The sequence below is a fragment of the Streptomyces sp. NPDC058307 genome, assembly GCF_042880295.1.
Classification (GTDB): Bacteria; Actinomycetota; Actinomycetes; order Streptomycetales; family Streptomycetaceae; genus Streptomyces.
The window spans coordinates 32495-55080 of sequence record NZ_JBHVYZ010000004.1 but is presented as its reverse complement, the minus strand read 5'-3'; the positions used below and the strand labels follow the sequence as shown (position 1 = coordinate 55080).

At 71.2% G+C, this 22586-nt stretch carries 25 protein-coding genes and 1 pseudogene; 13 read left to right on the top strand and 13 right to left on the bottom strand.

The features are described 5' to 3' along the window. Together ACFVYN_RS04580 and ACFVYN_RS04575 are read left to right on the top strand one after the other, a co-directional pair. Positions 1-408, top strand: a complete 408-nt coding sequence (locus tag ACFVYN_RS04580; protein WP_389992412.1) for a Zn-ribbon domain-containing OB-fold protein — start codon at positions 1-3, stop codon at positions 406-408. Next, a complete protein-coding gene (locus ACFVYN_RS04575; RefSeq protein WP_389992409.1) occupies positions 393-1178 on the top strand; it encodes an enoyl-CoA hydratase/isomerase family protein in 786 nt (261 codons plus the stop codon). The genes ACFVYN_RS04580 and ACFVYN_RS04575 overlap by 16 nt, the downstream gene beginning before the upstream one ends. Here ACFVYN_RS04575 and ACFVYN_RS04570 read toward each other — a convergent pair. From ACFVYN_RS04570 to ACFVYN_RS04560, 3 genes are all read right to left on the bottom strand, one after another. Next, positions 1175-1627, bottom strand: a complete 453-nt coding sequence (locus ACFVYN_RS04570) for a hypothetical protein (protein WP_389992407.1) — start codon at positions 1625-1627, stop codon at positions 1175-1177. The genes ACFVYN_RS04575 and ACFVYN_RS04570 overlap by 4 nt on opposite strands. Before the next feature lie 73 nt (positions 1628-1700). Next, on the bottom strand, positions 1701-4055 hold the full coding sequence (locus ACFVYN_RS04565; protein WP_389992404.1) for a PQQ-binding-like beta-propeller repeat protein: 2355 nt from the start codon (positions 4053-4055) through the stop codon (positions 1701-1703). 171 nt (positions 4056-4226) lie between these two features. Next, on the bottom strand, positions 4227-4979 hold the full coding sequence (locus ACFVYN_RS04560) for a VOC family protein (RefSeq protein WP_389992401.1): 753 nt from the start codon (positions 4977-4979) through the stop codon (positions 4227-4229). A gap of 123 nt (positions 4980-5102) precedes the next feature. Here ACFVYN_RS04560 and ACFVYN_RS04555 point away from each other — a divergent pair, with 123 nt between their 5' ends. After that, on the top strand, positions 5103-5750 hold the full coding sequence (locus tag ACFVYN_RS04555; protein ID WP_389992398.1) for a TetR family transcriptional regulator: 648 nt from the start codon (positions 5103-5105) through the stop codon (positions 5748-5750). 75 nt (positions 5751-5825) lie between these two features. Here ACFVYN_RS04555 and ACFVYN_RS04550 read toward each other — a convergent pair whose 3' ends face one another. Next, positions 5826-6296 (bottom strand): nitroreductase family deazaflavin-dependent oxidoreductase, encoded by a 471-nt coding sequence (locus ACFVYN_RS04550; RefSeq protein WP_389992395.1) that lies wholly within the window; start codon positions 6294-6296, stop codon positions 5826-5828. Beyond that, positions 6293-7807, bottom strand: coding sequence for an acyl-CoA dehydrogenase family protein (locus ACFVYN_RS04545; protein WP_389992392.1), 1515 nt, complete (start codon positions 7805-7807; stop codon positions 6293-6295). The genes ACFVYN_RS04550 and ACFVYN_RS04545 overlap by 4 nt, the downstream gene beginning before the upstream one ends. Before the next feature lie 81 nt (positions 7808-7888). On the opposite strand from ACFVYN_RS04545, the gene ACFVYN_RS04540 reads away from it, so the two are divergent. Continuing rightward, positions 7889-9058, top strand: a complete 1170-nt coding sequence (locus ACFVYN_RS04540; RefSeq protein ID WP_389992390.1) for an acetyl-CoA acetyltransferase — start codon at positions 7889-7891, stop codon at positions 9056-9058. On the opposite strand, the gene ACFVYN_RS04535 is transcribed toward ACFVYN_RS04540, so the two are convergent. The 3 genes from ACFVYN_RS04535 to ACFVYN_RS04525 are packed head-to-tail and all read right to left on the bottom strand — an operon-like array spanning position 9055 to position 9836. Next, a complete protein-coding gene (locus tag ACFVYN_RS04535) occupies positions 9055-9183 on the bottom strand; it encodes a hypothetical protein (protein WP_389992387.1) in 129 nt (42 codons plus the stop codon). The two genes, ACFVYN_RS04540 and ACFVYN_RS04535, sit on opposite strands and share 4 nt — an antisense overlap. 36 nt (positions 9184-9219) lie before the next feature. Next, the gene (locus ACFVYN_RS04530) at positions 9220-9594 is read right to left on the bottom strand and encodes a type II toxin-antitoxin system VapC family toxin (protein WP_389992384.1); all 375 of its coding nucleotides are present in this window, start codon (positions 9592-9594) and stop codon (positions 9220-9222) included. Next, positions 9594-9836, bottom strand: coding sequence for a type II toxin-antitoxin system Phd/YefM family antitoxin (locus ACFVYN_RS04525; protein WP_389992381.1), 243 nt, complete (start codon positions 9834-9836; stop codon positions 9594-9596). The genes ACFVYN_RS04530 and ACFVYN_RS04525 overlap by 1 nt, the downstream gene beginning before the upstream one ends. 141 nt (positions 9837-9977) lie before the next feature. Between ACFVYN_RS04525 and ACFVYN_RS04520 the strand changes: the two genes are divergently transcribed. After that, positions 9978-10643 (top strand): pyridoxal 5'-phosphate synthase, encoded by a 666-nt coding sequence (locus ACFVYN_RS04520; RefSeq protein WP_389992378.1) that lies wholly within the window; start codon positions 9978-9980, stop codon positions 10641-10643. On the opposite strand, the gene ACFVYN_RS04515 is transcribed toward ACFVYN_RS04520, so the two are convergent. Then, complete coding sequence (locus tag ACFVYN_RS04515; protein ID WP_389992375.1) at positions 10622-11500, bottom strand: GNAT family N-acetyltransferase; 879 nt, start codon at positions 11498-11500, stop codon at positions 10622-10624. The genes ACFVYN_RS04520 and ACFVYN_RS04515 overlap by 22 nt on opposite strands. Positions 11501-11637: 137 nt before the next feature. On the opposite strand from ACFVYN_RS04515, the gene ACFVYN_RS04510 reads away from it, so the two are divergent. Together ACFVYN_RS04510 and ACFVYN_RS04505 are read left to right on the top strand one after the other, a co-directional pair. Then, entirely contained in the window at positions 11638-11910 is a 273-nt protein-coding gene (locus tag ACFVYN_RS04510; protein WP_389992372.1) for a hypothetical protein, read from the top strand. Beyond that, entirely contained in the window at positions 11907-12299 is a 393-nt protein-coding gene (locus ACFVYN_RS04505; RefSeq protein ID WP_389992369.1) for a type II toxin-antitoxin system VapC family toxin, read from the top strand. The genes ACFVYN_RS04510 and ACFVYN_RS04505 overlap by 4 nt, the downstream gene beginning before the upstream one ends. 36 nt (positions 12300-12335) lie before the next feature. Here ACFVYN_RS04505 and ACFVYN_RS04500 read toward each other — a convergent pair whose 3' ends face one another. Continuing rightward, positions 12336-12917, bottom strand: a complete 582-nt coding sequence (locus tag ACFVYN_RS04500; protein ID WP_389992366.1) for a TetR family transcriptional regulator — start codon at positions 12915-12917, stop codon at positions 12336-12338. Positions 12918-13009: 92 nt separating this feature from the next. Here ACFVYN_RS04500 and ACFVYN_RS04495 point away from each other — a divergent pair, with 92 nt between their 5' ends. Then, complete coding sequence (locus ACFVYN_RS04495) at positions 13010-13903, top strand: SDR family oxidoreductase (protein ID WP_389992363.1); 894 nt, start codon at positions 13010-13012, stop codon at positions 13901-13903. Positions 13904-13916: 13 nt separating this feature from the next. Next, entirely contained in the window at positions 13917-14654 is a 738-nt protein-coding gene (locus tag ACFVYN_RS04490; RefSeq protein ID WP_389992360.1) for an SDR family NAD(P)-dependent oxidoreductase, read from the top strand. Here the strand turns inward: ACFVYN_RS04490 and ACFVYN_RS04485 are convergent. The 3 genes from ACFVYN_RS04485 to ACFVYN_RS04475 all read right to left on the bottom strand — a co-directional run bounded on the left by ACFVYN_RS04485 (position 14651) and on the right by ACFVYN_RS04475 (position 16002). Next, entirely contained in the window at positions 14651-15019 is a 369-nt protein-coding gene (locus ACFVYN_RS04485) for a GNAT family N-acetyltransferase (RefSeq protein WP_389992357.1), read from the bottom strand. The two genes, ACFVYN_RS04490 and ACFVYN_RS04485, sit on opposite strands and share 4 nt — an antisense overlap. Positions 15020-15151: 132 nt before the next feature. Further along, positions 15152-15556 (bottom strand): Zn-ribbon domain-containing OB-fold protein, encoded by a 405-nt coding sequence (locus tag ACFVYN_RS04480; protein WP_389992354.1) that lies wholly within the window; start codon positions 15554-15556, stop codon positions 15152-15154. Beyond that, complete coding sequence (locus ACFVYN_RS04475) at positions 15556-16002, bottom strand: DoxX family membrane protein (protein ID WP_389992351.1); 447 nt, start codon at positions 16000-16002, stop codon at positions 15556-15558. The genes ACFVYN_RS04480 and ACFVYN_RS04475 overlap by 1 nt, the downstream gene beginning before the upstream one ends. Positions 16003-16217: 215 nt before the next feature. Here ACFVYN_RS04475 and ACFVYN_RS04470 point away from each other — a divergent pair. The 4 genes and pseudogenes from ACFVYN_RS04470 to ACFVYN_RS04455 all read left to right on the top strand — a co-directional run. Continuing rightward, positions 16218-17882 (top strand): annotated as a pseudogene (locus ACFVYN_RS04470) (subtype B tannase). Between the two features lie 306 nt (positions 17883-18188). Next, on the top strand, positions 18189-19403 hold the full coding sequence (locus ACFVYN_RS04465) for a flavin-containing monooxygenase (protein ID WP_389992348.1): 1215 nt from the start codon (positions 18189-18191) through the stop codon (positions 19401-19403). Positions 19404-19570: 167 nt separating this feature from the next. Further along, positions 19571-21067 carry a flavin monoamine oxidase family protein gene (locus ACFVYN_RS04460; protein WP_389992346.1) on the top strand — a complete coding sequence of 499 codons (1497 nt, stop codon included), beginning with the start codon at positions 19571-19573 and terminating at the stop codon, positions 21065-21067. Between the two features lie 117 nt (positions 21068-21184). Next, positions 21185-22586: CoA-binding protein (locus ACFVYN_RS04455; RefSeq protein ID WP_389992343.1), on the top strand; the 1402-nt coding region annotated here is incomplete at its 3' end.

Here is a 22586-nt window from a genome sequence, read left to right as displayed (position 1 = left end):
ATGCTCGAACCGGTGAAGGACGCCACGGGCGCCCCCTTCTGGGAGTACGCGGCCCGGGGCGAACTGCGCGTCCAGGCCTGCGCCGACTGCGGCGAACTCCGCTTCCCGCCCCGGCCCTGCTGCCCGCACTGCCAGTCGTTCGCCGAGGAGTGGCGCCCGGTCTCCGGGCGCGGCCGCATCTGGTCCTACGTCGTCCCGCACCCGCCTCTCCTGCCCGACTACGCGGCGCAGGCGCCGTACAACGTGATCGTGGTCGAACTGGAGGAGGCGCCGCGGATACGGCTGGTCGGGAACCTGGTCAGCGCGGCCGGGGCGCCGCTCAACTCCCTTGATCCGGGCCGGATCCGGATCGGTGCCCGGGTGCACGTGGTGTTCTCGGACGGGTTGCCGCAGTGGGTGCCGGCGTGAGGGGCCTCGGGGTCAGTGCCGACAAGGACACCGGCGTCGCCGTGGTCACCCTCGACCGGCCGCACCGGCTGAACGCCATCGACCTGGACATGCGGGACGAACTCGTCACCACGTGGCGGGAGTTGCGCTTCGACGACTCCGTTCGGGCCGTGGTCCTGACCGGCGCCGGGGAGCGGGCCTTCTGCACGGGCCTGGACCGGGACGCCGAGGTGCCGCAGCCCAACTCCCCCTACATGGCGGACGATCCGCTCCTGCACGTCGGCCCGAAGTCCAACGACCTGTGGAAGCCGGTCATCGCCGCCGTGAACGGGATGGCCTGCGGGGGCGCCTTCTACCTCCTGGGCGAGAGCGACTTCCTCGTCGCCGACCGGGCGGCCACCTTCTTCGACCCGCACACCGCCTACGGCATGGTCAGCGCCTACGAGTCGGTGCTCATGGCACAGGTCATGCCCCATGGAGAGGCCGCGCGGCTCGCGCTCATGGGAACGGCGGAACGGCTCTCCGCCGAGCGCGCCCACGCCATCGGGCTCGTCACCGAACTCACCGAGTCCGGCGGGGCGGTGGCGGCCGCAACCGCCGCCGCCGAAGTCATCGCCGGGTATCCGCCGGACGGGGTGCAGGGCACGGTCCGCGCGCTCTGGGCCGCGAAGGAGGCCGCCGTGGCACAGGGCTTCGCGCAGGCGGCGCACCTCGTCGCGCTCGGGAATCTGCCCCCGGACCGGCAGGCGGAGCTGTTCCGTTCCCGGCGGTCCGGATTCCGGTTGCGTTAGCGCACCAGGTCGGCTTCCGGCTCGACCTGGCAGTGGTCGAGCCGGGCCAGGACGGACTGGTCCGCCTTCACCTGAACGTTCGCCGTGCCCCTCGCGGACACCGTGATCCGCTTGGCCTGCGAACTCAGCGCCTTGCCGGCCGCGTCCACGAAGGCGAACTCGACCTCGAAGGTGGCCTGGCGGCTGTTCGGGTTGGTGACCTCGACCGTCGCGTGCGGGGTCGCCTTCGTCGCGCAGCTCACCAGCAGCGCGGTGCCGTCCCTGAGTGCCGAGCTGCTGCGGGTGCTGTTGCTGTTGCCGTTGCTGGTGGTGCGCGGCGTATAGCTGTCGTGGTTCTGGCGGGAGCTGCTGCAGCCACCGCCGCTGTCACTGTCCCTGTGGCTGCTCTTGTGCCGCCCGCTCTTGTGCCCGCTGGAGAACCCCGTCAGCGCGAGCACCACCGCTGCCATGACCGCCGTAAACCTGAGAACACGCCCCCGTGAATGCATGCGATCACTCTAACGGGGGCCTCGGACATCCCGCTCAGGTGGCCCTGGCCGTCCCCGTCCCCTTCTCCGCGTCCAGCGCGTACACGCACCGGTCCTTGCTGCAGGCGTACACCACGCCGTCCTTGACCACCGGCGACCCCGTGATCTCCCCGCCGGTGGCGAGCTTCCAGCGCAGGCGGCCGTCGTCGGCCTTCAGGGTGTAGAGCAGATGGTCCGTGGACCCGAAGTGGATACGGCCCTCGGCCACCGCGGGCGCTCCCACGATGTCCCCGCCGGCCTGGAACCGCCATTTCGGCGTGCCGGTGACCGCGTCCAGCGTGTAGAGGCCCTTGCCGCTGCCCACGTGGACATGGCCGCCGGCCACCAGCACCGGCTCGACCGACGCCCGGGCCTCGGTGGCGATGCGCCAGCGGTCGCGGCCGTCGGTGGCGTCGAGGGCGTAGACCGTGCCCAGGTAGTCGGCGAGGTAGACCCCGCCGCCCGTCACCGCGGCCCCGGGCACGAAGGCCGGCGGGCACAGGAAGGCCGCAGGGGCCTCGAAGTGCCAGCGGACCCGGCCGCTCGCCACCTCCAGGGCCACGACGCGCGTCCCGGCCGAGATGTACACGTATCCGTCGTGGGCCTGGGTCACCCGGACCGGCACCCCGCCGCAGGAGGCAGCGTCACCGATGGGGAACGACCAGCGCTCCTCGCCGGTGCGGGCGTCCAGGGCGCGCAGGCGGCCCTCCTGCCAGACGTAGACCGTGCCCTCGTGGAGCGCGGGTCCGGCCTCGGGGGACTCGAAGTCGGTCTGGCAGCCGGCGATCTCCCAGAGCTTGTGCCCGTTGGACGCCTCCCACGCCTGGACGCCACCGCCGCGCGTGCCGGTGACGACCGTGCCGCGCTCGGCCTTGAGGGAGTACACCCAGGCGTCCGTGCCGAGCCGCCACTGGTCGGCGCCCTCGCGGGCGTCCAGGGCGAACAGGGTGGGACCGTCGGAGGCGTGGATACGGCCGTCCGCGACCGCCATCGACCAGGCCACGTCCCGCGTCTTGAAGCGGCGGCGGCCGGTGCCGACGTCCAGGGCGTGCACCTCGAAGGAGGTGACGTAGACGAGGTCGCCCGCGACGGCCGGGGTGCCCCACACGTCGTTCGACATGCGGAACCGCCAGGGCCGCCAGCCTGCCGCGTTCTCCGGCGGGGCGGGCGGGGGCACCGGTACGGCCGGGCCCACGGCGGCGTCGGTGCCGTTGACACCGGGACGCGGCCGGGACCAGGAGGCGACCAGCCCTGCCTCCGGCGGGGGCGCCTTCACGGCGGCGGCCCGGGCGTCGGCGACGCGCGGTCCCGGCCCGATGGGCACCTGGGCGCCGGCGAGGCGCACCGGACCGGTGTCGGGGGCGCCGGCCGGAACGGGCACGGGCGGCGCGGGATCGTAGGCGGGCGGTGGCGGTACGGCCGCCCCGCCCCGGCCGCCCCCGCTGCGGGCCCCGCCGGTCTGCGTGGTCGGGGTGCGGCCGCCGCGCCGGGTCTCGATCATGGCGACGGCCTTCTCGGGCAGCCACGCCGACGCCGTACCGCTGTCGTCGGAGCCGGAGCCGAAGAGGTGGGGGGCCAGCTGGGCCTGGAGGTCGGCCGGGTTGGGGCGGGCGGTGGCGTCCATCTGCATACAGGACTCGATGAGCGGACGCAGTTCGTCCGGGAGTCCTTCGAGGTCGGGGCCCTCGCGCAGCAGCATGAAGACCGTCTCGACCGGGTTGGCGCCGTGGAAGGGCGGGTGTCCGGTGGCGGCGAAGACCAGCATGGAGCCGAGCGAGAAGACGTCGCTGGCGCCGGTGACGCTGCGGGAGTCCTTCGCCTGCTCGGGGGACATGTAGGCGGGGGTGCCGACGGCGACGTTCGTCATCGTCAAACGGGTGTTCGAGACACCGGACGCGATACCGAAGTCGATCACCCGGGGCCCGTCCTCGACCACCAGGACGTTGGAGGGCTTGAGGTCACGGTGGACAAGCCCGGCGCCGTGGATGGACTGCAGGGCCTCGGCGACGCCCGCCGCGAACCAGCGCACCGCCTGGGCCGGGAGCGGTCCGCACTCGTTCACTATCTCTTCGAGGGAGGGCGCGGGCACGTACGCGGTGGCCAGCCACGGCACGGCCGCGCGCGGGTCGGCGTCGACCACGGCCGCCGTGTAGAACCCGGAGACCGCCCGGGCCGCCTCCACCTCGCGGGTGAAGCGGACGCGGAAGAGCTGGTCCTCGGCGAGCTCCGTACGGACCGTCTTGATCGCCACCCGCCGGCCCGACGCCGAGCGCGCGAGATAGACCAGCCCCATGCCGCCGGCACCGAGCCGTCCCAGCACCTCGAACGGCCCGATCCTGCGCGGATCGTGCTGCGTCAGCTGATCCACCACTCTGCCTGCCACCTCCCCGTACAAGCCGCGCCACCCACATATGTACGCGACCCCGTGCAGCGTCTCACCACCGCACCGCCATGGCGGCACGCGACCCTGATTCTTCCTGGCCGGAGGCCTGGTGGCGAACCCGGGGTCAAATAGGGTGTCACACCGCAAAAGCGGATCCTTCTACCGCTCCGACCGCTCCAGAACGGCGAATGACGCCCCCTGATTGTCCGTGACGACGGCCACTTTTCCGTACGACGTCTCGAATGGCGGCGCCTGGACCCGTCCGCCGAGCCGGCCGACCGTCCCGAGCACCGACGCGCAGTCCTCGACACCGAAGTGCACGAGGAAGTGGGGCGGCATCTCGGCGGGGAAGACGTCGGCGACGGGGGCGCGGCCGAAGTCGGGGTGGGCCCCGGGGCCGAAGAGGGCGTCGTGGAAGAGGCCGCCGTAGAAGGTGTTGGCGGCCTCGGTGTCGCGCGCGTACAGCTCGGCCCAGGCGAAGGTGCCGGGCTCGTGCCGGACCCCGAAGCCGGGGTGGCTGCCCGGCTCCCAGAGGCCGAAAACCGCCCCCTCCGGGTCGGTGACCAGCGCGGACGTGCCCAGCTCGGCGAGCGGCATCGGCGCGGTGACGACCTGTCCGCCGGCCGCCCAGATCCGGTCGGCGAGGCCCTCGATGTCCGGGGTGGCGAAGTAGACCGTCCACACGGTGGGCATGCGGCCGTCCGCCTTGCGGGCGAGGGAAGCGACGGGGCGGCCCTTGTGACGGGCCCACACCGCACTCCAGGGGTCGTCCGGACGGTCCTCGAAGGTCCACCCGAAGAGCTCACCGTAGAACCGCTTCCCGGCGGCCACGTCGGGCAGCTGCGCGTCGACCCAGCAGGGGACGCCCTCCCCGTATCCCGTTCCGTCTGCGGATGCCCTGTTTTCGGCCATACCGTCAAAGTAACGGCGACGCACGCACCCCGCAGGACCAGGCACACCCGTCTCCCGGACCTCGTGCACCCCATTTGCAGTCGGCCGAATCGCGCTCCGATCACCCCTCGGTAAGCTGACGGCATGACAGGACAAGTGCGTACCGTCGACGGCCGCGTGGCCGGCCGGCGTGGGCAGGCGACCCGGCAGAAGCTGCTCGACTGCCTCAGCGAGATGCTCAGCTCCTCCCCCTACCGGGACGTCAAAGTCATCGATGTCGCCCGGAAGGCGGGCACTTCGCCCGCGACCTTCTACCAGTACTTCCCGGACGTCGAGGGCGCCGTCCTGGAGGTCGCCGAGCAAATGGCGACCGAGGGAGGCCAGTTGACGCAGCTGCTCGACGGCCGGTCGTGGGTCGGCAAAGCGGGCTGGCAGACCGCGCAGGAACTCGTGGACGGCTTCCTCGAGTTCTGGCGCAAGAACGACGCGATCCTGCGCGTGGTCGACCTCGGGGCCGCCGAGGGCGACAAGCGCTTCTACAAGATCCGCATGAAGATCCTCAATTCGGTGAACAACTCCCTCGCGGACGCGGTCGCCGAGCTCCAGGCCAAGGGCAGGGTCGACAAGGACGTCAACCCGGCCGCGGTCGCGGGCTCCCTCGTCGCGATGCTCGCGGCGGTGGCCTCGCACCAGAAGGGCTTCCAGAGCTGGGGCGTCAAGCCGGCCGAACTCAAGCCGAATCTGGCGCTGTTGGTGCACCTGGGCGTGACGGGCAGGAAGCCGACGAAGTAGACGGCCCTTTTTCGAGTCCTGTCTGGCGGGCGGCTGTTCACAAGGGTGGACGGCCGCCCGTCGTGCGTCCGGAAATCACCTCCGGACGATCCTGAAGAGCCGTATCTCCCGCTCGATGCGCGCCTGATAAGTGGCGTACGGCGGCCAGAACGCCAGCGCGGTCTTCCATACGGCCGCCCGCTCCTCCCCCGTCAGCAGGGTCGCCGTCACGTCGATGTCCCGCCCCTTCCAGCTGACCGAGGCCTCGGGGTGGGCGAGGAGGTTGGCGGTCCAGGCGGGGTGGCCCTCGCGGCCGAAGTTGGAGCCGATGAGAATCCAGCTACGGCCGTCGTCCTCGGGCATGCAGGCGAGCGGCGTCCGGCGGGGCAGCCCGCTCCTCGCCCCCGTCGAGGTGAGCACGACCCCCGGCAGCATCTGCGCGCTGAGCAGGAACCTCCCCCGCGTGATGCGGTGCACGGCCCGGTCCAGGGCCGGAATCACATGCGGCGCGACCTTGGCGAAGCCGCGCGTGGACGACACCTTCTGGACCACCCTCGCCCCGATCACACCGACACCTCCGCCCGCTCGAAGAGCCGTGCCGCGTCGGCGGCGTGCGCCCGCAACCGGTGCGCGGGCCCGAAGAGCAGCTCGTCCGCGGTGGCGCGCTTGAAGTACCGCTGTGCCTCGTGCTCCCAGGTGAACCCGATGCCGCCGTGCAGCTGGATCCCTTCGGCGGCGGCGGTCCGCAGCGCGTCGAGTGCCTGGGCGAGGGCGAGCCCGCCGACCCGCTGCTCGTCGTCGGTGGCTACGGCCCAGGCGGCGAAGCAGGCCGCGGAACGGGCCGCCTGGAGCTGCACGTACACATCGGCGAGCCGGTGCTTGACGGCCTGGAAGGACCCGATCACCCGCCCGAACTGCTCCCGCTGCCCGACGTACTCGACGGTCATCTCCAGCACCCGCTCGGCCGCCCCGACGGCCTCACAGGCGAGGACAGCGGCGGCGGCGTCCCCGGTACGGGCGAGGGCGCCGAGAACGTCGGCCCCGTCGTCGTCCCCCAGCAACTCGGCCGGCACATCCCGTAGTTGGACACGGGCCTGGGGGCGGGTGGCGTCGAGGGCGGTCTGCCGGGTCCGGACGAGCCCGGGGGCGTCACCGGGGACGAGGAAGAGGAGGGTCCGGGAACGGGCGAACCCTCCGGCATGGGCGGCCACGAGCAGGAGGTCGGCGCTGTGCCCGTCGAGGACCTGATCGACCTGCCCGTAGAGCCGCCAGCCGTGGGTGCGGGGGGTTCCCGCCGGGGCCGTCGACCGCTCGGCCGGACCGGCGGTCGGCCGTCCGGCCGGGGCGGCGCCTGCCGGGGGCGGCCCGGCGACGGCAGAGGCGACGGCCGGCTGCTCCCCCGCCACGGCGGACGCGCTCGACCGCCCCACCGAGGCGGCACCCACCGCAGGCGGCCCGGCGACCACAGACGCGGTCACCGACCCCTCACCTCCAGTCCCCGGCCGCTCCACCCCGGTCGCGCCCGACCGCCCCGCCCGGGCAGCCCCCTGACCGCCGGGGGCGGCGCCCGACAAGGGCGGGCCGGTGACCGTGCCCCCGTCGGCGCCGGGAACCGGCCGGGCCTGCACCCCGGCCGCGCGGCCGCCTCCGGCCCAGTCGCCCTGGTTGTCGCCGGTCAGCGCGAGGGCCGTGCCCGGCGGTACCGCCAGGGTCGCCGTCACCGAGCCCGACGCGATGCGCGGCAGCAGGTCCGCACGCTGGGCGTCCGTGCCCAGGGCCAGCACCAGCGGGGCCGCGAGGACCGCCGTGCTCAGCAGCGGCGTGGCCGCCAGCACCCGCCCTGTCTCCTCGCAGGCCAGCGCCAGTTCGGTCACCGAGCAGCCCACGCCGCCGTACTCCTCGGGAAGGGCCAGCCCCGGCAGTCCCAGCTGTTCGGCGAGGGCGCTCCACAGCGCCGGGTCGTACCCGGCCGGGGTGTCGGCCGCGCTCCTCGATTCCCCGGGACCGCACCGCCTCCGCAGCAGGTCCCGCAACGCACTCCGGATCCCGTCCTGTTCGGCGGTGAAGCGAGCGTCCATGGCTCTTCCTCTTCCCTCCCGATCTGACGGTCCGTCATATTAGGAGCGCCCGCACCAGATGCCCAGAGGCAGGAGGCCCTCATGCCCCCCGGGAGCCGGAAAGTCGCGATCACCGGAGTGGCCCTGGCCGACTGCGGCCGCGTGGACGGCACCACCCCCTACGCCCTGCACGCCCAGGCCGCCCGCCGCGCCCTCGCCGACGCGGGCCTGGACCGCGAACTGGTCGACGGTGTGGCCTCCGCCGGCACCGGCACCCTCGCCCCGGCCGAGGTCGCCGAGTACCTGGGCCTGCGCCCCACCTGGGTCGACTCGACCTCGGTCGGCGGCTCCACCTGGGAGGTCATGGCGGCCCACGCGGCCGACGCGATCGCCGCCGGACACGCGAACGCGGTCCTGCTGGTCTACGGCTCCACGGCCCGCGCCGACATCAAGGAGGGCCGCCGCACCGGCACCCTCTCCTTCGGCGCCCGCGGCCCGCTCCAGTTCGAGGTGCCCTACGGCCACACCCTGATCGCCAAGTACGCCATGGCGGCCCGCCGCCACATGATCGAACACGGCACGACCATCGAGCAGTTGGCGCAGGTCGCGGTCCAGGCGCGCGCCAACGCCGCCCTCAACCCCGACGCGATGTTCCGCGACCCGATCACCGTCGACGACGTCCTCGCCGGCCCGATGATCGCGGACCCCTTCACCAAGCTGCACTGCTGCATCCGCTCCGACGGCGGCGCGGCGGTGCTGCTGGCGGCCGAGGAGTACGTACGGGACTGCCGTACCGCTCCCGTCTGGGTGCTCGGCACCGGGGAGTACGTCTCGCACGTCAGCATGTCCGAGTGGCCCGACTTCACGGTGTCCCCGGCGGCGGTGAGCGGACGGCTGGCCTTCGGGCGGGCCGGGGTACGGCCCGAGGAGATCGAACTCGCCGAGATCTACGACGCGTTCACCTACATGACACTGGTGACCCTGGAGGACCTCGGCTTCTGCGGGAAGGGTGAGGGCGGTGCCTTCGTGGAGAAGGGGCGACTGAAGGTCGAGGGCGGGGACCTGCCGGTGAACACGGACGGCGGCGGACTGTCCGCCCAACACCCCGGCATGCGGGGGCTGTTCCTGCTCGTGGAGGCCGTACGGCAGCTGCGCGGGGAGGCGGGCGCACGGCAGGTGCGACGCCGGGACGGCTCGGCGCCGGAGCTGGCGGTGGCGTCCGGGACCGGGGGCTGGTTCTGCTCGTCGGGGACGGTGGTGCTGGGGCGTTAGGGCACGAGCTTGACGGTCGCCTCGTCGTCGGCCGGGTCCAGGTTGCGGCGACCCCTGTCCCACGGACCGGACGGCTCCTTGTCATGGAGGCTCAGCCCGCGCTCGCCCGGCTTCAGATGGGGCACCCCCCCTTACCCACCGCGCGGATGCGGCGTTGCCCCTCACACGGTCATGACCCGCACGTCGTACTGCGGGATCCACTTGTCCCGCGTCACCAGGGTCATCCCTTCGATCTGCGCCTGGGCGACCAGTATCCGGTCGAAGGCGTCGCGGTGATGCGCCGGAAGCCGCCCTGCCCGCACCCCGTGCCCGGCCGTGATGGACAGGCCGGTGAACTGGCTGTCACGAACCCGCTCAGCCAGGTCCTCCGGGCCTTCGAGTTTCCCGAGGGACTGTTTGACGGCGATCTCCCACGGCGATACGGCACTGACGTACACCGCGGGTTCAGTGTCGAGCAGATCCTTGATCTCACCGGACAGTTCGGTGGAGTCGTCCAGCCACCACAGAACGACATGGGTGTCGAGCAACAGTCGCATCAGCGCATCCCGAAAGCGTCGGCGATGTCCTCGGGCAATTCATCGAAGTCGTCCGGGATGTGGATCTGCCCCCGGAGTGAGCCCCGGCCGGTCCGCTTCACCTTGGGGCGCAGCGGCACCACCTTGGCCACCGGCTCCCCCGCCTTGCAGATCACGATTTCCTCACCGGTCGCAACCTGCTCCAGAATCCGTGAAAAGTGTGTTTTGGCTTCATGGACGTTGTACTGGCGGGCTGCTTCCATGACTGCCTCACGATAAGGTCAAGGGGCGGACTAAGCGGTGGACTAAGCGTAGCTCTCCGAGAGGTGTGACGCACCTGCCGAGGCCGCGTGCGAGTTCGCCCTCACGAAGGGTTGACGTCCGACCTCGGTACCGTCTGAGGCATGGCAACGGATCTTCACGAGCTGCTCAGATCACTGCGGGTGTGGGACCCGGAGGTCACCTCGCTGCCCTCCTTCGACCCTGCCGCCGCGCCCGCGACCCCACTGGAGCTCTTCACCACCTGGTTCGCGGAGGCGGTGGCCGCCGGGCAGACCGAGCCGCACACCATGTCTCTCGCAACGGCGGACGCGCAGGGCCGGCCGGACGTACGGACCGTGATGCTGCACGGGGCCGACGCGGACGGCTGGGCCTTCGCGAGCCACGCCCACAGCCGCAAGGGAGGACACCTGGAAGTACGGCCGTACGCCGCGCTCGGCTTCTACTGGCCGGTCCTCGGCCGGCAGGTGCGGGTGAAGGGGCCGGTGAGCGCGGCGCCCTCCGAGGAGGCGGCGGCGGATCTGCACGCCCGCTCGACCGGCGCGCTGGCCGCCGCACTCACCGGCCGGCAGAGCGAAGTACTCGGCTCACTCGATGAGCTGGCGCGGGTGTCCGAGCAGGCGTGGGAGCGGGCGCAGCGGGAGCCGGAGGTGCCGGTCCCGTCCTGGACGCTGTACCGACTGCTTCCGGACGAGGTGGAGTTCTTCCAGGGAGACGAGCGCAGGCGGCACATCAGAGTCACCTACCGGCGTTCGGACGAGGGTTGGGTTCAGGAGCTGCTCTGGCCCTGAAAGTCGTACACCGCGAAGTCCGCCACCGGCCGGTAACCGATGCGCTGGTACAGGCCGTTGCTGGTCGGGTTGGCCAGGTCGGTGAAGAGCAGCACCTCGCCGGCGCCCCGCTGCCGCGCGAGCCGGCTGACCTCGGCGGTGGCGGCACCGGCGTACCCGCGGCCGCGGAACGGGGCCGGGGTGTAGACGGGCGCCACCCTGATCTGCCCGGCGACCGGCGGGGTGAGGCCGGCCATGGAGACGGGCGTGCCGTCGGGGGTCTCCCAGAGGTGGACGCCGCCGTAGGCGAGGCGGGCGTCGACCCAGGACTCGGCACGCACGGAGTCGTTCTCGCTCTGTCCGGTGTCCCGTACGAACTCCCCGAACCAGCGCACCAGCAGCTCCCGGTCGCCCTCCCCGGCTATTCTGGGCCGCCCCTGCGGCACCGGCTCCGGTGCGGTGAGCGTGTCCAGCCGGTACAGCCGCTGGCGCTGGTACGGCACGGCCTCGGCCCCGGTCCGGCGCCGCCATGCCTCGGCGAAACCGGCCGCGGTCTCGGCCTCGGCGCTGACGCCGGGGAGGGCCTGGCCCAGGGCCGCGAGATGGGCGGCGAGGGAGTCGGCCCGCGCGGGGGTCAGGGACGTGAGATGCAGCCGGTACGGCGGGGTCCGGAAATAGGCCCCCCGCACGCTCCCGTCCTCCTCCAGCAGCCCGAAGAGGGGCGCCTCGTCGCCGTACGCCCGGAGCCCGCGGGTGCGCAGTCCCTCGGTCACGGTGAGGACGACGGTGTGCAGGTCCGGACGGGAGCGCAGGAAGTCTCCGGCGCGGGTGAGGAACTCGTCGAGGTCGTCGGTGGAGTACCAGGCTGCGGGAGGCATGCCTCATGATCCTGCGTAGTCCGGCTCGACGCCTCCGAATTCCGTGGGCCGGCGGATCAGCGGCTCGTTCCCTGGGCTCACATCCCGCCCCGATCCGCACCCCACTCGAATAACAAACGTATTGTTAAAATGGCTCTATGGTCACTTCTCCCGCCCCCGGCGAAGGTCCCGTCCGCCCGGTGTCCGTGTCTCTCCACGAAGGCACCATCGCCGCCCTCAAGGCACGCACCGGCAAGCGAGGCATGTCGGCCTACGTCGAGGCCCTCATCCAGCGGCAGCTGGAACGCGACCGACTGCACGAACTCATCGCGGATGCGGAAGCCGAACACGGCCCGGCCGACCCCGCAGCGGTCGAGGCCAAACGGGCAATCCTGCGCGGTGACACGGCGGGCTCGGCGGATGCCGCGTGACGGGCACACTGGTTCTCGACTGTGAGGGGCTGTCCAAGCTCGTACTGCGTTCCCCGGATCTCACCGAGTGGCTGGCTGCGGCGGAGGCCGAGGACATTCGCGTCGTCATGAGTTCGGTGACACTCGTCGAGGCACGTGACCCGAAGGTCAGTCAGGCGCGCTTTGACTACGCCGTCTCCCGCGTCAACATCGTTCCACCCACCGAGGCCATTGCGCGCCACGCCGGCAAGCTCCTCGCCGCTGCCGGTCTTCACGGACACACGTACGCCCTCGACGCGATCGTCGCCGCCACGGCGCTCTCGTCACCCGCCCCCGTGACCATCCTGACCTCGGATCCCGAAGACCTCACCGCGTTGTGCGGGTCAGGAACCCGCGTCGTCAAAATCTGAGCCGTACAGGGCTCTCATTCGCAGGCTGAGAATGCATCAGCCGGGTTGGGTTCGAGGCCGGACCAGTTCGGTTACGGCAGATACGACTGCGGCTTTGTGATCGGCGCTGGTCTCGCGACGGTTCTCCGGTTGCAGGACCTTCAGTGACCGGGTGGCAGTGTCCCAGCTGATTGCCAGCGAGATCACCATGGCCATCAGTTCAGGTGCCGGGATGTCGGCGCGGACCTGGCCCGCTTCCTGGGCGGCTTCGATTGCGGCGACCCTCTTCCGGTACTGCTGGACCTCGGCGTCGACGGGCTGGTCTCGCTCCAGTCCTGCCCACAGGTACAGCCGCCGGATGTGCGGCCACTGCTCCAGCCGTTCGAACAGGTCTGCGGCGTAGCCGACCAGGCCACCATCGTCGAACGTGATCGACTGTGCCAGTTTGATCATGCTGTCGGCGACGACCTGGTCAAACAGCTCCTCCTTGGTCCCGAAGTGCATGTAGATCGACCGCTTGTTGGCCGCGGCGGTCTCGGCGATGCGGTCGATCCGGGCGCCGGCCAGACCGTAGGTGGCGAACTCGTCGACCGCCGCCTTCATGAGGCGTCGCTTGGTCTCGGTGGCATCGCGTGGCATGCGTCCATCGTACATAACCATCCAGGTATTTACACGAGGGCCGGGGGGAGGTAAGAATATATCCAGTTAGTTACTATCCAAGGAGCACGATCATGACTCGCACCTGGTTCATCACCGGTACGTCCTCCGGCTTCGGTCGGCACCTCACCGAACAGTTGCTCGCTCGTGGGGACCGGGTCGCCGCTACCGCGCGGCGCCTGGAGAGCCTTGACGATCTGGCGGCCCGCCACGGCGGCCAGCTGTGGCGTTCCCGTCTGGATGTCACCGACACGAGCGCGCTGCGTGAGAGCGTGGACCGCGCGTTCGCCGATCTCGGACGGATCGACGTCGTCGTCTCCAATGCCGGCTACGGACTGTTCGGGGCGGCCGAGGAACTCACCGACGAGCAGATCGACCGGCAGATCGCGACCAACCTCACGGCGTCGATCCAGCTCGCCCGCGCCACCGCCCCGCACCTGCGCCGCCAGGGCGGCGGACGCTACATCCAGGTCGCCAGCATCGGCGGCCAGGTCGCCTTCCCCGCCATGAGTCTCTACCACGCCACCAAGTGGGGGATCGAGGGATTCTGGGAGTCGGCCGCCGCCGAGCTCGCGCCGTTCAACATCGGCGTGACACTCGTCGAGCCCGGCGTCGCCCGCACCAACTTCGGCGCCGCCAGTTCAGTCCTGGGCGCGCCGCTGCCCGAGTACGCCGACGGCCCCTCGGGACAGCTGCGGCGCATCCTCTCCGGCGACCTGCCGCCGTTGCCCGCACCCGGTGACCCCGCGAAGATCGCGGCAGCCATCATCACCTCCGCCGACCAGGCCGAAGCCCCCTTCCGCCTCACCCTCGGCTCCGACGCCTACGCCATGGCCACCGCCGCCCTGCGCAACCGCCTCAACGCCCTCGAAGCCGGCCAGGAACTCGCCCACTCCACCGACGCCGACGACTTCACCACGCCCGCCCCCGCCGACCTCGCCGACCTCGCCGACCTCGCCGGCAACTGAAAAGGAACCCGTCATGTTCGACTTCACCGGCAAGACCGTTCTCATCACCGGCGCCGCCGGCGCCCTCGGCTCCACCTTGTCAGCCAGATTCTCCGAGGCCGGCGCCAACACCGTCACCGCCGCCCGAACCGGCTCCGACCAGCTCGCCGCCAAGCTCAACGGCCCCGCCCTCGGCGTCCGCCTCGACGTCACCAACGAGTCCGACTGGACCGACGCCATCGCCCAGACCGAAGCCCGCTTCGGACCCCTGGACATCCTCATCAACAACGCCGCCTACCTGCGCGTCGGCACCGTGGAAAGCATCCCGCTCGACGAGTTCCACCGCGTGTTCGACACCAATGTGACCGGCGCCCTGCTCGGCATCCGCGCCGCCGCCCCCTCCATGCGCAAAGCCGGCGGCGGCTCCATCGTCAACATCAACTCCGTGGCCGGCCTCGCCGCCGCACCCGAACTCGTCGCCTACAGCAGCAGCAAGTGGGCCCTGCGCGGCCTCATGCGCGCAGCCGCCAAGGGCCTGGCCCGCGACAACATCCGCGTCAACGCCGTCCACCCCGGCATCATCGAAACCCCCCTCGCCTACCACCCCGACGGCACCCCCATAGTCCCCGTCGACGACTTCGCTGTCCCCCGCAACGCCACCCCCGACGAAATCGCCAACTTCATCCTCTTCACCGCCTCCGACCAAGCCGGCTTCGCCACCGGCACCGAAATCATCGCCGACGGAGGCTTCACCCTCGGCGCCCTCACCTAACCCTCCACACCACCTCGGGCCTCGGGGAGCACCCAGTAGCCGACGCGGGCGGTGCGGAAGACGTGGTCGATCATGTTGATGCCGAGGTGCCCGAGGGTCGTACCGCTCGACTCGTCCGTGATCCGGTACGACACACTCGTGCCCTGCGCCGCCTGCTCCGCCCTGTGGCGCATGACGGCACGGGCGCCGTCGAGGTCGTGGACCAGGGTGAGCGGAGTGTTCCAGCGCCCGAACTCGGGGTCGTGGGCGCGCAGCCAGTCCGTGGCCTGGGCGTCGGAGTCCGCGTCCCAGGCGCACAGGCGCAGGCCGGGACCGTGCAGCGGGGTGAAGGGGCGTATGAGGTGCTGATCGTCGAGGTCGGTCATCCGCCCATTCAAACCGCGCGGCCCTCCTGTACGGCCGGAATTTCGGCATCCCGGTCAAGGCCGGCCCGCAAATCCTCACCGCACAACGAATTCCTCCGCCACCACCAACGGCCCCCCACACAAGGCCGACGCTCATCCCTCACCCCCAACGCACGGCCTGAATTTCGGCGCCCCCTCCGGAAAGACCGCCTCCAGCTCCATCCCGGCCCGCACATCCCCCTGCGCGCAGTCCACGATCTCCGTCATCATCCGGGGCCCCTCGGCGAGGTCGACCACGGCGGCGACGTACGGGGTGCGGTCCCTGAAGGGCGGCAGGTCGTTGCGGTGGACGACGGACCAGGTGTGGAGCGTGGCGCGGCCGGTCGCCGGGAACCAGGAGACGTCCTCGCTCCAGCAGCGCGGGCAGAACTCGCGGGGGTAGTGGTGCACTTGGGCGCAGGTCGCGCACTTCCTGAGCAGCAGGACGCCCCGTGCCGCCGCGTCCCAGTAGGTGCGCGTGAAGGCGTCCGTCTCGGGGAGGTCGTACCGCGCGGGCATCAGAACCAGCCCAGCGCGGCGTCGAGCGACCACGTCTGCCAGGACATCGCGAACAGGGCCACGACCGAGATGAGGGCCATCATCGAGTTCTGTCCCTGCTCGGCCCAGTCGTGGATCATCAGGGTGAAGTAGAGGACGTTCAGGAGCAGGCCGCCGACCAGGGCGAGCGGGGTCAGGAAGCCGAGGATCAGGCCCGCACCGAGGGCGAGTTCGGCGTACGCGACGACGTACGCCATGGTTTTCGGGCGCGGCGCGACCATCACCTGGAAGCCGCTGCGGACCGGGGTCCAGCGGTGCTTGGCTGCGATGTCCGCGGCCCAGGTGATGCCGCCGCCCTGGAACCACGTGCTCTTGTCCTTGTGCCGCCAGCTCTCCAGCCACCACAGCCCGAGGCCGATGCGCAGGACGGCCAGCCATTGCGCGCCGGTCAGCCAGATCGTGTCCATGAAATCTGACGGTACGTCAGATCCTGGGACCCGGGAAGACCGCGGTCGGTCGCGGGGGGAATCCTGTGCGCGCGCCGGGAAACTGTGGGTCCCCCATGAATGCCCCGGGATTGTTGGCAATTTTGTCGAAGACACGGTTACGTTCGGTCCCGCCAGCGAAAACGCCGAGGGAGCCAACCGTGAAGCACAGGGCAATCAAGCGCAGGAACGTCGTCATGGGGATCGGTGCGGCGGCCGGGGCCGCGGCTGTCGGAGGCATCGCCCTGAACGCCGGCGCGGCGACCGCGAGCTCCACCGCGAGCGGCGACACCGGCCTCGTCTTCGACCCCGACGCCTACACGAAGCTGACGACGACCGTCACCGACACCGAGGGCACCGAGCACGCGGTCACCTACCACTTCTGGAAGGCGATCACCTACGTCTCCAAGCCGGTCGACGCGACCTACCAGTCGCTGAACGTCAGCGTGCCGGTCGAGATCGACGGCACCGCGGTCGACGCGAGCAACGCCCCCATCCTGTTCGCGAACTCCGTCGGCGGCTACATGCCGTCCTCCGTGGCGGACGCCACCGGCATCGGCGGCGCGAGCATGGGAGGTGGGACCGGCGGCGGCACTCCGAGCGGGGCCCCCACCGCGAGCTCCTCCGCCTCGCCGAGTTCCTCCACCGCCGGCTCCTCCGCCTCGCCCGCCGCGAGCGCCTCCGCCTCCGCGCCGGGGGCCAACGGGAACACCAACGCCGCCGGCGGCGCCCTGAACACCAACCAGTTCCTGGCCCTGGCCGCCGGGTACGTCGTCGTCGAGCCCGGCGCCCGGGGCCGCGGGCTGAAGAACTCCGCCGGCGAGTACTACGGCAGCGCCCCGGCCGTGATCGTCGACCTCAAGGCGGCCGTCCGGTACGTCAGGTCCAACAAGGGCCGCATCCCCGGCGACGTCGACCGGATCGTCTCCGCCGGCACCAGCGCGGGCGGCGCCGTCTCCACCCTGCTCGGCGCCTCAGGCGACAGCCCCATCTACGACACCTACCTGAAGGAGATCGGCGCGGCCGACGCCTCCGACGCGATCTTCGCCGTGGGCGCGTGGTGCCCGATCACCGACCTGGAGCACGCCGACGGCGCCTACGAGTGGAACTGGGGGACCAACGCCCTCGGCACCGGCAAGCAGGTCGACCAGACGGTCTCCAAGGACCTGCGGTCCCAGTTCGCCGAGTACCAGGCGAAGTTGCGGCTGCGCGGCCTGAGGGGCTCCGGCTTCGGCACCCTCACCGCACGGAACTACGACGAGTACCTGCTCAAGCAGTACCTGGAGCCCTCGGCCACCACCTACCTCGCGGCCCTGTCGGACTCCGACCGCGAGACCTACCTCGCCAAGAACACCTTCATCACCTGGGACGGAAAGAAGGCCCGCTTCACCTGGGCCGGCTATCTCACCCACGTCGGCGCCCGCAAGAAGACCGTGCCGGCCTTCGACGCCTTCGACCTGTCGGCCGGTGAGAACAACTAGTTCGGCTCGGCCACCACCGCGAACCGCCACTTCACGGCGTACGGCGCCAAGAACGACACCACGGGCCTGTCCAGCAAGCGCGTCGAGAGCGACATCCCCGAGCTGCTGAACCTGATGAACCCGATGTACCACCTGGTGGAGAAGGTCAACGGCAGGCGCTCCAGGCACTGGTGGATCCGCCTCGGCACCAACGACACCGACACCTCGCACGTCATCTCCGCGAACCTCGCCGCCCGCGCCGAGAACCTCGGCGACGACGTGAACCACCTCTACTACTGGGACCAGGGCCACGGCGCCAACACCGACCCGGGCGACTTCATCGCCTGGATCGGCCAGGTCACGGGATACAAGACGGGATACAAGAAGGCCGGCAAGGAGTAGTCCCTGCCGTACGGCAGCCCGTACCGCGGCCCCGGTTTCCCGTCAGTCTCCGGCCGCCGCACGCCACGGCGCCGAGCTCCGCAATAACGGGGCCCGGCGCCGTGGTCTTTCCCTCGTGGTCTTTCCACCGTGGTCCGCCATGGTCATTCCACCGTGCTCTTTCCGCCATGATCTTCTCCCCGCCCGCGCAACCAGGTGACCTACGCCACAGGCCCCACCCGCCCCTCCTACAGGCGTGATCGATCCGCAACCAATTCCCGTCTTGACCGAGACCCATCAACGCGCTGTCTGATTACGCTCGCGCTCATGGCCGACTCCACACCCGCAGACCACCCTGAGCAGCCCGGGCAGCCCGATCGCCCCGTGTACGTCATCGGCGGCGGTCCGGCCGGGCTCTCCGTCGCGTACGCGCTGCGCGCCCGGGGCGTCCGCGCGGTCGTCCTGGAGAGGTCCGAGCACGTCGGCGCGTCCTGGCGGCGCCACTACGACCGCCTCCACCTGCACACCACGCGCCGTCTGTCGGCCCTGCCCGGCCTGCCGATGCCCCGTCGCTTCGGCCGCTGGGTCTCCCGTGACGACGTGGTGCGCTACCTGGAGAAGTACGCCGAGTTCCACGAGCTGGAAACCGTCACCGGCGTCGAGGTCTCGCGCGTCGAGCGCACCCCCGACGGCACCGGGTGGCTGCTGCACGCCACCGGGGGCCGCGAACTGACCGGCGCCGCGGTGGTCGTGGCCACCGGCTACAACCACACCCCGCTGCTGCCCGACTGGCCCGGCCGCGAGGAGTACAAGGGCGAACTCCGGCACGCCGGCGAGTACCGCAACCCCGAGTCGTACACCGGCCGTGACGTCCTCGTCGTCGGCGTCGGCAACACCGGCGCCGAGATCGCCGTGGACCTGGTCGAGGGCGGCGCCTCCCGGGTACGGCTGTCCGTGCGCACCGCCCCGCACATCGTCCGCCGCTCCACGGCCGGCTGGGCCGCCCAGTACACGGGCGTTCTCGTACGACGGCTGCCGGTCGGCCTGGTGGACCGGCTGGCCCGGCCCATGGCGAAGCTCAGCGTGCCCGACCTGTCCGCGCACGGCCTGCCCCGCCCCGACACCGGGCTCTACAGCCGGGCCAAGGAGGGCGCCATCCCGGTCCAGGACGTCGGCCTCATCGACGCGATCCGCAAGGGCAAGGTCGAGGTCGTGGCCGCCGTCGAGGGCTTCGAGGACGGCGAGGTGCTGCTCGCCGACGGCAGCCGCGTCAGCCCGGACGCGGTGATCGCGGCGACCGGGTACGCCCGCTCGCTGGAGGGGCTGGTCGGCCACCTCGGCGTCCTCGACGCCCACGGCAGACCGGTCGTCAACGGCTCGCGCTGCCCCGACGACGCCCCAGGGCTCTTCTTCACCGGTTACGTCACTCCCATCAGCGGCACCTTCCGGGAAGTGGCGATCGACGCGGAGAAGATCGCGAAGGCCGTCGAGAAGCACAGCGAGAAGGATGGCGCGGGCAGGCTCTCGCGGCTGCCCGTCTGACGGAGAAGACGGAGAAGCCGGAGAAAGACCCCAACTCGCTTTACCGACGCTCCTGTTACATCTGCGAGAGATGTGACGGGAGCGTTGTCGTGCGCCACCGCACGGGGCCAGAATGTGAACACTTCTCATGTTCTAGCTCCACACTCTCTCCACTACGGAGGACGCACGTGGCACGCGAAAGACAACTCCCCCAGCTCTCCCGCCGCTCCCTGCTCGGCGGTGCCGCCGCCGCGGCCGGGGCCGCCACTCTCACCGGGACCGCCGCCTCCCCCGCCTTCGCCGCCACCCGTGACGTGGACGTCGCGATCGTCGGCGCCGGCCTCGCCGGGCTCACCGCCGCCCGTGACCTGGTCGCGGGCGGAAAGACGGTCGCCGTCCTGGAGGCCCGCGACCGCGTAGGGGGCCGGGTCCTCAACCTGAAACTGGCCAACGGCGGTGTCACCGAGGGCGGCGGCGAGTTCATCGGCCCCACCCAGGACCGCATCAAGGCCCTCGCGGACTCACTCGGAGTGCAGACCTTCCCCACCTACAACACCGGCGACAACCTCCTCTACAAGGACGGCAAGAAAACCCCCTACGCCACCGACGGCCTCCTCGGCTCGGTCCCGCCGATCGACGCGGCCGGTCTCGCCAACGCGGCGATCGTGCAGGCCTCCCTCGACGACATGGCCAAGACGATCCCGCTCGACGCGCCCTGGACCGCCGCCAAGGCCGACGAGTGGGACCGGCAGACCTTCGAGAGCTGGCTGCGCGCCAACGCGGTGATCCCGTCGGCCAAGTTCCTGTTGGACGTGGCCTGCACGTCGATCTTCTCGGCCGAACCCCGCGAACTGTCCCTGCTGTTCGTCCTCTTCTACATCGCCGCCGCCGGCAACGAGACCACCCCCGGCACCCTCGAGCGCCTCACCGAGACTGCGGGCGGCGCCCAGGAATCGCGCTTCGTCGGCGGTTCCCAGCAAGTGCCGATCAAGCTCGCGGCGACCCTCGGCGACCGGGTGGTGCTGAACGCGCCGGTGCGCACGATCGCCAGGTCCGGCGCGAAGTACGTCGTCACGGCCGACGGGGTCACCGTCACGGCCAAGCGGGTCGTGGTCGCCGTACCGCCGCCGCTCGCGGCCCGCATCACCTACGACCCGCTGCTGCCCGCGGCCCGCGACCAGCTCACCCAGCGCCTCCCGATGGCCTCGGTCGGCAAGGCGATCGCTATCTACGACACCCCCTTCTGGCGGGCGGACGGCCTCAACGGCCAGGTCGTCAGCGACACGGGCGTGGTCAGCTCGACCTTCGACAACTCCCCGCCGGACGCCTCCTACGGCGCCCTGATGGGCTTCATCGAGGCCGACGAGGCCCGCAAGTACGACGCGGCGAGCGAGGCGGAGGTCAAGGCGGCCGTCCTCAAGGACTACGTGACGTACTTCGGCTCGAAAGCGGCCTCCCCCACCTCCTTCGTCCTGCAACGCTGGAACAACGAGGCCTACACCCGCGGCGGCCCCGTCTCCATCGGCGCGCCCGGGGTGCTCACCCAGTACGGCCCCGCCCTGCGTGCCCCCGTCGGCGGCATCCACTGGGCCGGGACGGAGACGTCGATCCACTGGATGGGCTTCATGGACGGTGCGGTGCGGTCGGGCGAGCGGGTGGCCAAGGAGGTTCTCGCGGTGCTGTAGTCGGCGCGTTCAACTTTGCGTGCACGCCCGTTCCTGACACCCCGTCAGTTCTGTAATCTGACTATGCGTCAGTTATTCAGGCTGTCTTCAGGCTGTCACACAGGAGCGGGCGGACCGATGCTTGGATCAACCCACGGCACCCTCACCACCGACTCCCGCCGGGCCCGGGTCATCGCGTGCGGCGAGCAACCCGGGCCCGCCGTCCACGGCCGGCCCGCCGAGGTCGACGATCTCGACGTCGGCGGCCGGCCGCTGTATACCGACGTCCCCGATCTGGACCGCTTCTTCCGGCCCGAGTCGGTCGCCGTGATCGGCGCCTCGGACACCGAGGGCCGCCCGAACACCGGGGTCACCCGGCAGCTGATCGACTGGGCGGACCGGGTCGGCGCCCGGCTGCACCCGGTGCACCCGACGCGCCCGGCCGTCTTCGGCATCCCCTGTGTGGCCGCCGTGTCCGAGCTGCCCGAGCAGGTCGATCTCGCCGTGCTGCTGGTCGCCGACCCGCTCCCGCTGATCGAGCAACTGGCCGAGGCCAAGGTGAAGTTCGCGGTCGTCTTCGCCTCCGGGTTCGCCGAGACCGGCGAGGAGGGAGCGGCGGCCCAGGAGCGACTCGCGGCCGCCGTGGCGCAGTCCGGGATGCGCCTGCTGGGGCCCAACACCAACCTGAACGCCTTCTCGTCGTTCCGCGACGACCTCGACGGCCCAGGCATCGCCCTGATCACCCAGTCCGGCCACCAGGGCCGCCCGGTGTACGCCCTCCAGGAACTCGGCATCCGCCTCACCCACTGGGCGCCCACCGGCAACGAGGCCGATCTGGAGAGCGCGGACTTCCTCTCCTACTTCGCCGAACGCCCCGAGGTCGGCGCCATCGCCTGCTACCTGGAGGGCCTCAAGGACGGCCGCTCCTTCCTGCTCGCCGCCGACCGGGCCGCCCGCCGCAAGGTGCCGGTCGTCGCGGTCAAGGTCGGCCGCACCGAGACCGGCGCCCGCACGGCCGCCTCCCACACCGGCAAGCTCACCGGCGCGGACGCGGTGGTGGACGCCGCGATGCGCCAGTACGGCGTGATCCGCGTCGACGGCCTCGACGAACTCCAGGACACCGCCACCCTGTTGGCCCGCGCAAGGCCGCCGCGCGCCGAAGGGGTCGTCGTCTACTCGATCTCGGGCGGCACCGGCGCGCACTTCGCCGACCTGGCGACGGAGGCGGGGCTGAGGCTGCCGCCGCTGTCCGACGCCAAGCAGGCCGAACTGCACCAGTGGATACCGGAGTTCCTGAACGTGGCCAACCCCGTCGACAACGGCGGGCACCCGGTCGGCGACTGGCGCGGCCGGAAGATCATCGACGCGATCCTCGCCGACCCGTCGGTCGGGGTGCTGATCTGCCCGGTCACCGGGCCTTTCCCTCCCCTGAGCGACCGGCTGGTCCAGGATCTGGTGGACGCGGCCGAGCAGACCGACAAGCTGGTGTGCGTGGTGTGGGGCTCGCCGGTCGGCACCGAGCCGGCCTACCGCGAGGTCC

Coding starts and splice junctions, on each gene's coding strand:
- ACFVYN_RS04465 (WP_389992348.1), top strand. CDS start 18,189: ATGGCCGACTCCACACCCGCAGACCACCCTGAGCAGCCCGGGCAGCCC.
- ACFVYN_RS04510 (WP_389992372.1), top strand. CDS start 11,638: ATGGTCACTTCTCCCGCCCCCGGCGAAGGTCCCGTCCGCCCGGTGTCC.
- ACFVYN_RS04520 (WP_389992378.1), top strand. CDS start 9,978: ATGGCAACGGATCTTCACGAGCTGCTCAGATCACTGCGGGTGTGGGAC.
- ACFVYN_RS04500 (WP_389992366.1), bottom strand. CDS start 12,917: ATGCCACGCGATGCCACCGAGACCAAGCGACGCCTCATGAAGGCGGCG.
- ACFVYN_RS04485 (WP_389992357.1), bottom strand. CDS start 15,019: ATGACCGACCTCGACGATCAGCACCTCATACGCCCCTTCACCCCGCTG.
- ACFVYN_RS04570 (WP_389992407.1), bottom strand. CDS start 1,627: ATGGCAGCGGTGGTGCTCGCGCTGACGGGGTTCTCCAGCGGGCACAAG.
- ACFVYN_RS04490 (WP_389992360.1), top strand. CDS start 13,917: ATGTTCGACTTCACCGGCAAGACCGTTCTCATCACCGGCGCCGCCGGC.
- ACFVYN_RS04525 (WP_389992381.1), bottom strand. CDS start 9,836: ATGGAAGCAGCCCGCCAGTACAACGTCCATGAAGCCAAAACACACTTT.
- ACFVYN_RS04545 (WP_389992392.1), bottom strand. CDS start 7,807: ATGGACGCTCGCTTCACCGCCGAACAGGACGGGATCCGGAGTGCGTTG.
- ACFVYN_RS04560 (WP_389992401.1), bottom strand. CDS start 4,979: ATGGCCGAAAACAGGGCATCCGCAGACGGAACGGGATACGGGGAGGGC.
- ACFVYN_RS04495 (WP_389992363.1), top strand. CDS start 13,010: ATGACTCGCACCTGGTTCATCACCGGTACGTCCTCCGGCTTCGGTCGG.
- ACFVYN_RS04475 (WP_389992351.1), bottom strand. CDS start 16,002: ATGGACACGATCTGGCTGACCGGCGCGCAATGGCTGGCCGTCCTGCGC.
- ACFVYN_RS04515 (WP_389992375.1), bottom strand. CDS start 11,500: ATGCCTCCCGCAGCCTGGTACTCCACCGACGACCTCGACGAGTTCCTC.
- ACFVYN_RS04540 (WP_389992390.1), top strand. CDS start 7,889: ATGCCCCCCGGGAGCCGGAAAGTCGCGATCACCGGAGTGGCCCTGGCC.
- ACFVYN_RS04580 (WP_389992412.1), top strand. CDS start 1: ATGCTCGAACCGGTGAAGGACGCCACGGGCGCCCCCTTCTGGGAGTAC.
- ACFVYN_RS04555 (WP_389992398.1), top strand. CDS start 5,103: ATGACAGGACAAGTGCGTACCGTCGACGGCCGCGTGGCCGGCCGGCGT.
- ACFVYN_RS04480 (WP_389992354.1), bottom strand. CDS start 15,556: ATGCCCGCGCGGTACGACCTCCCCGAGACGGACGCCTTCACGCGCACC.
- ACFVYN_RS04530 (WP_389992384.1), bottom strand. CDS start 9,594: ATGCGACTGTTGCTCGACACCCATGTCGTTCTGTGGTGGCTGGACGAC.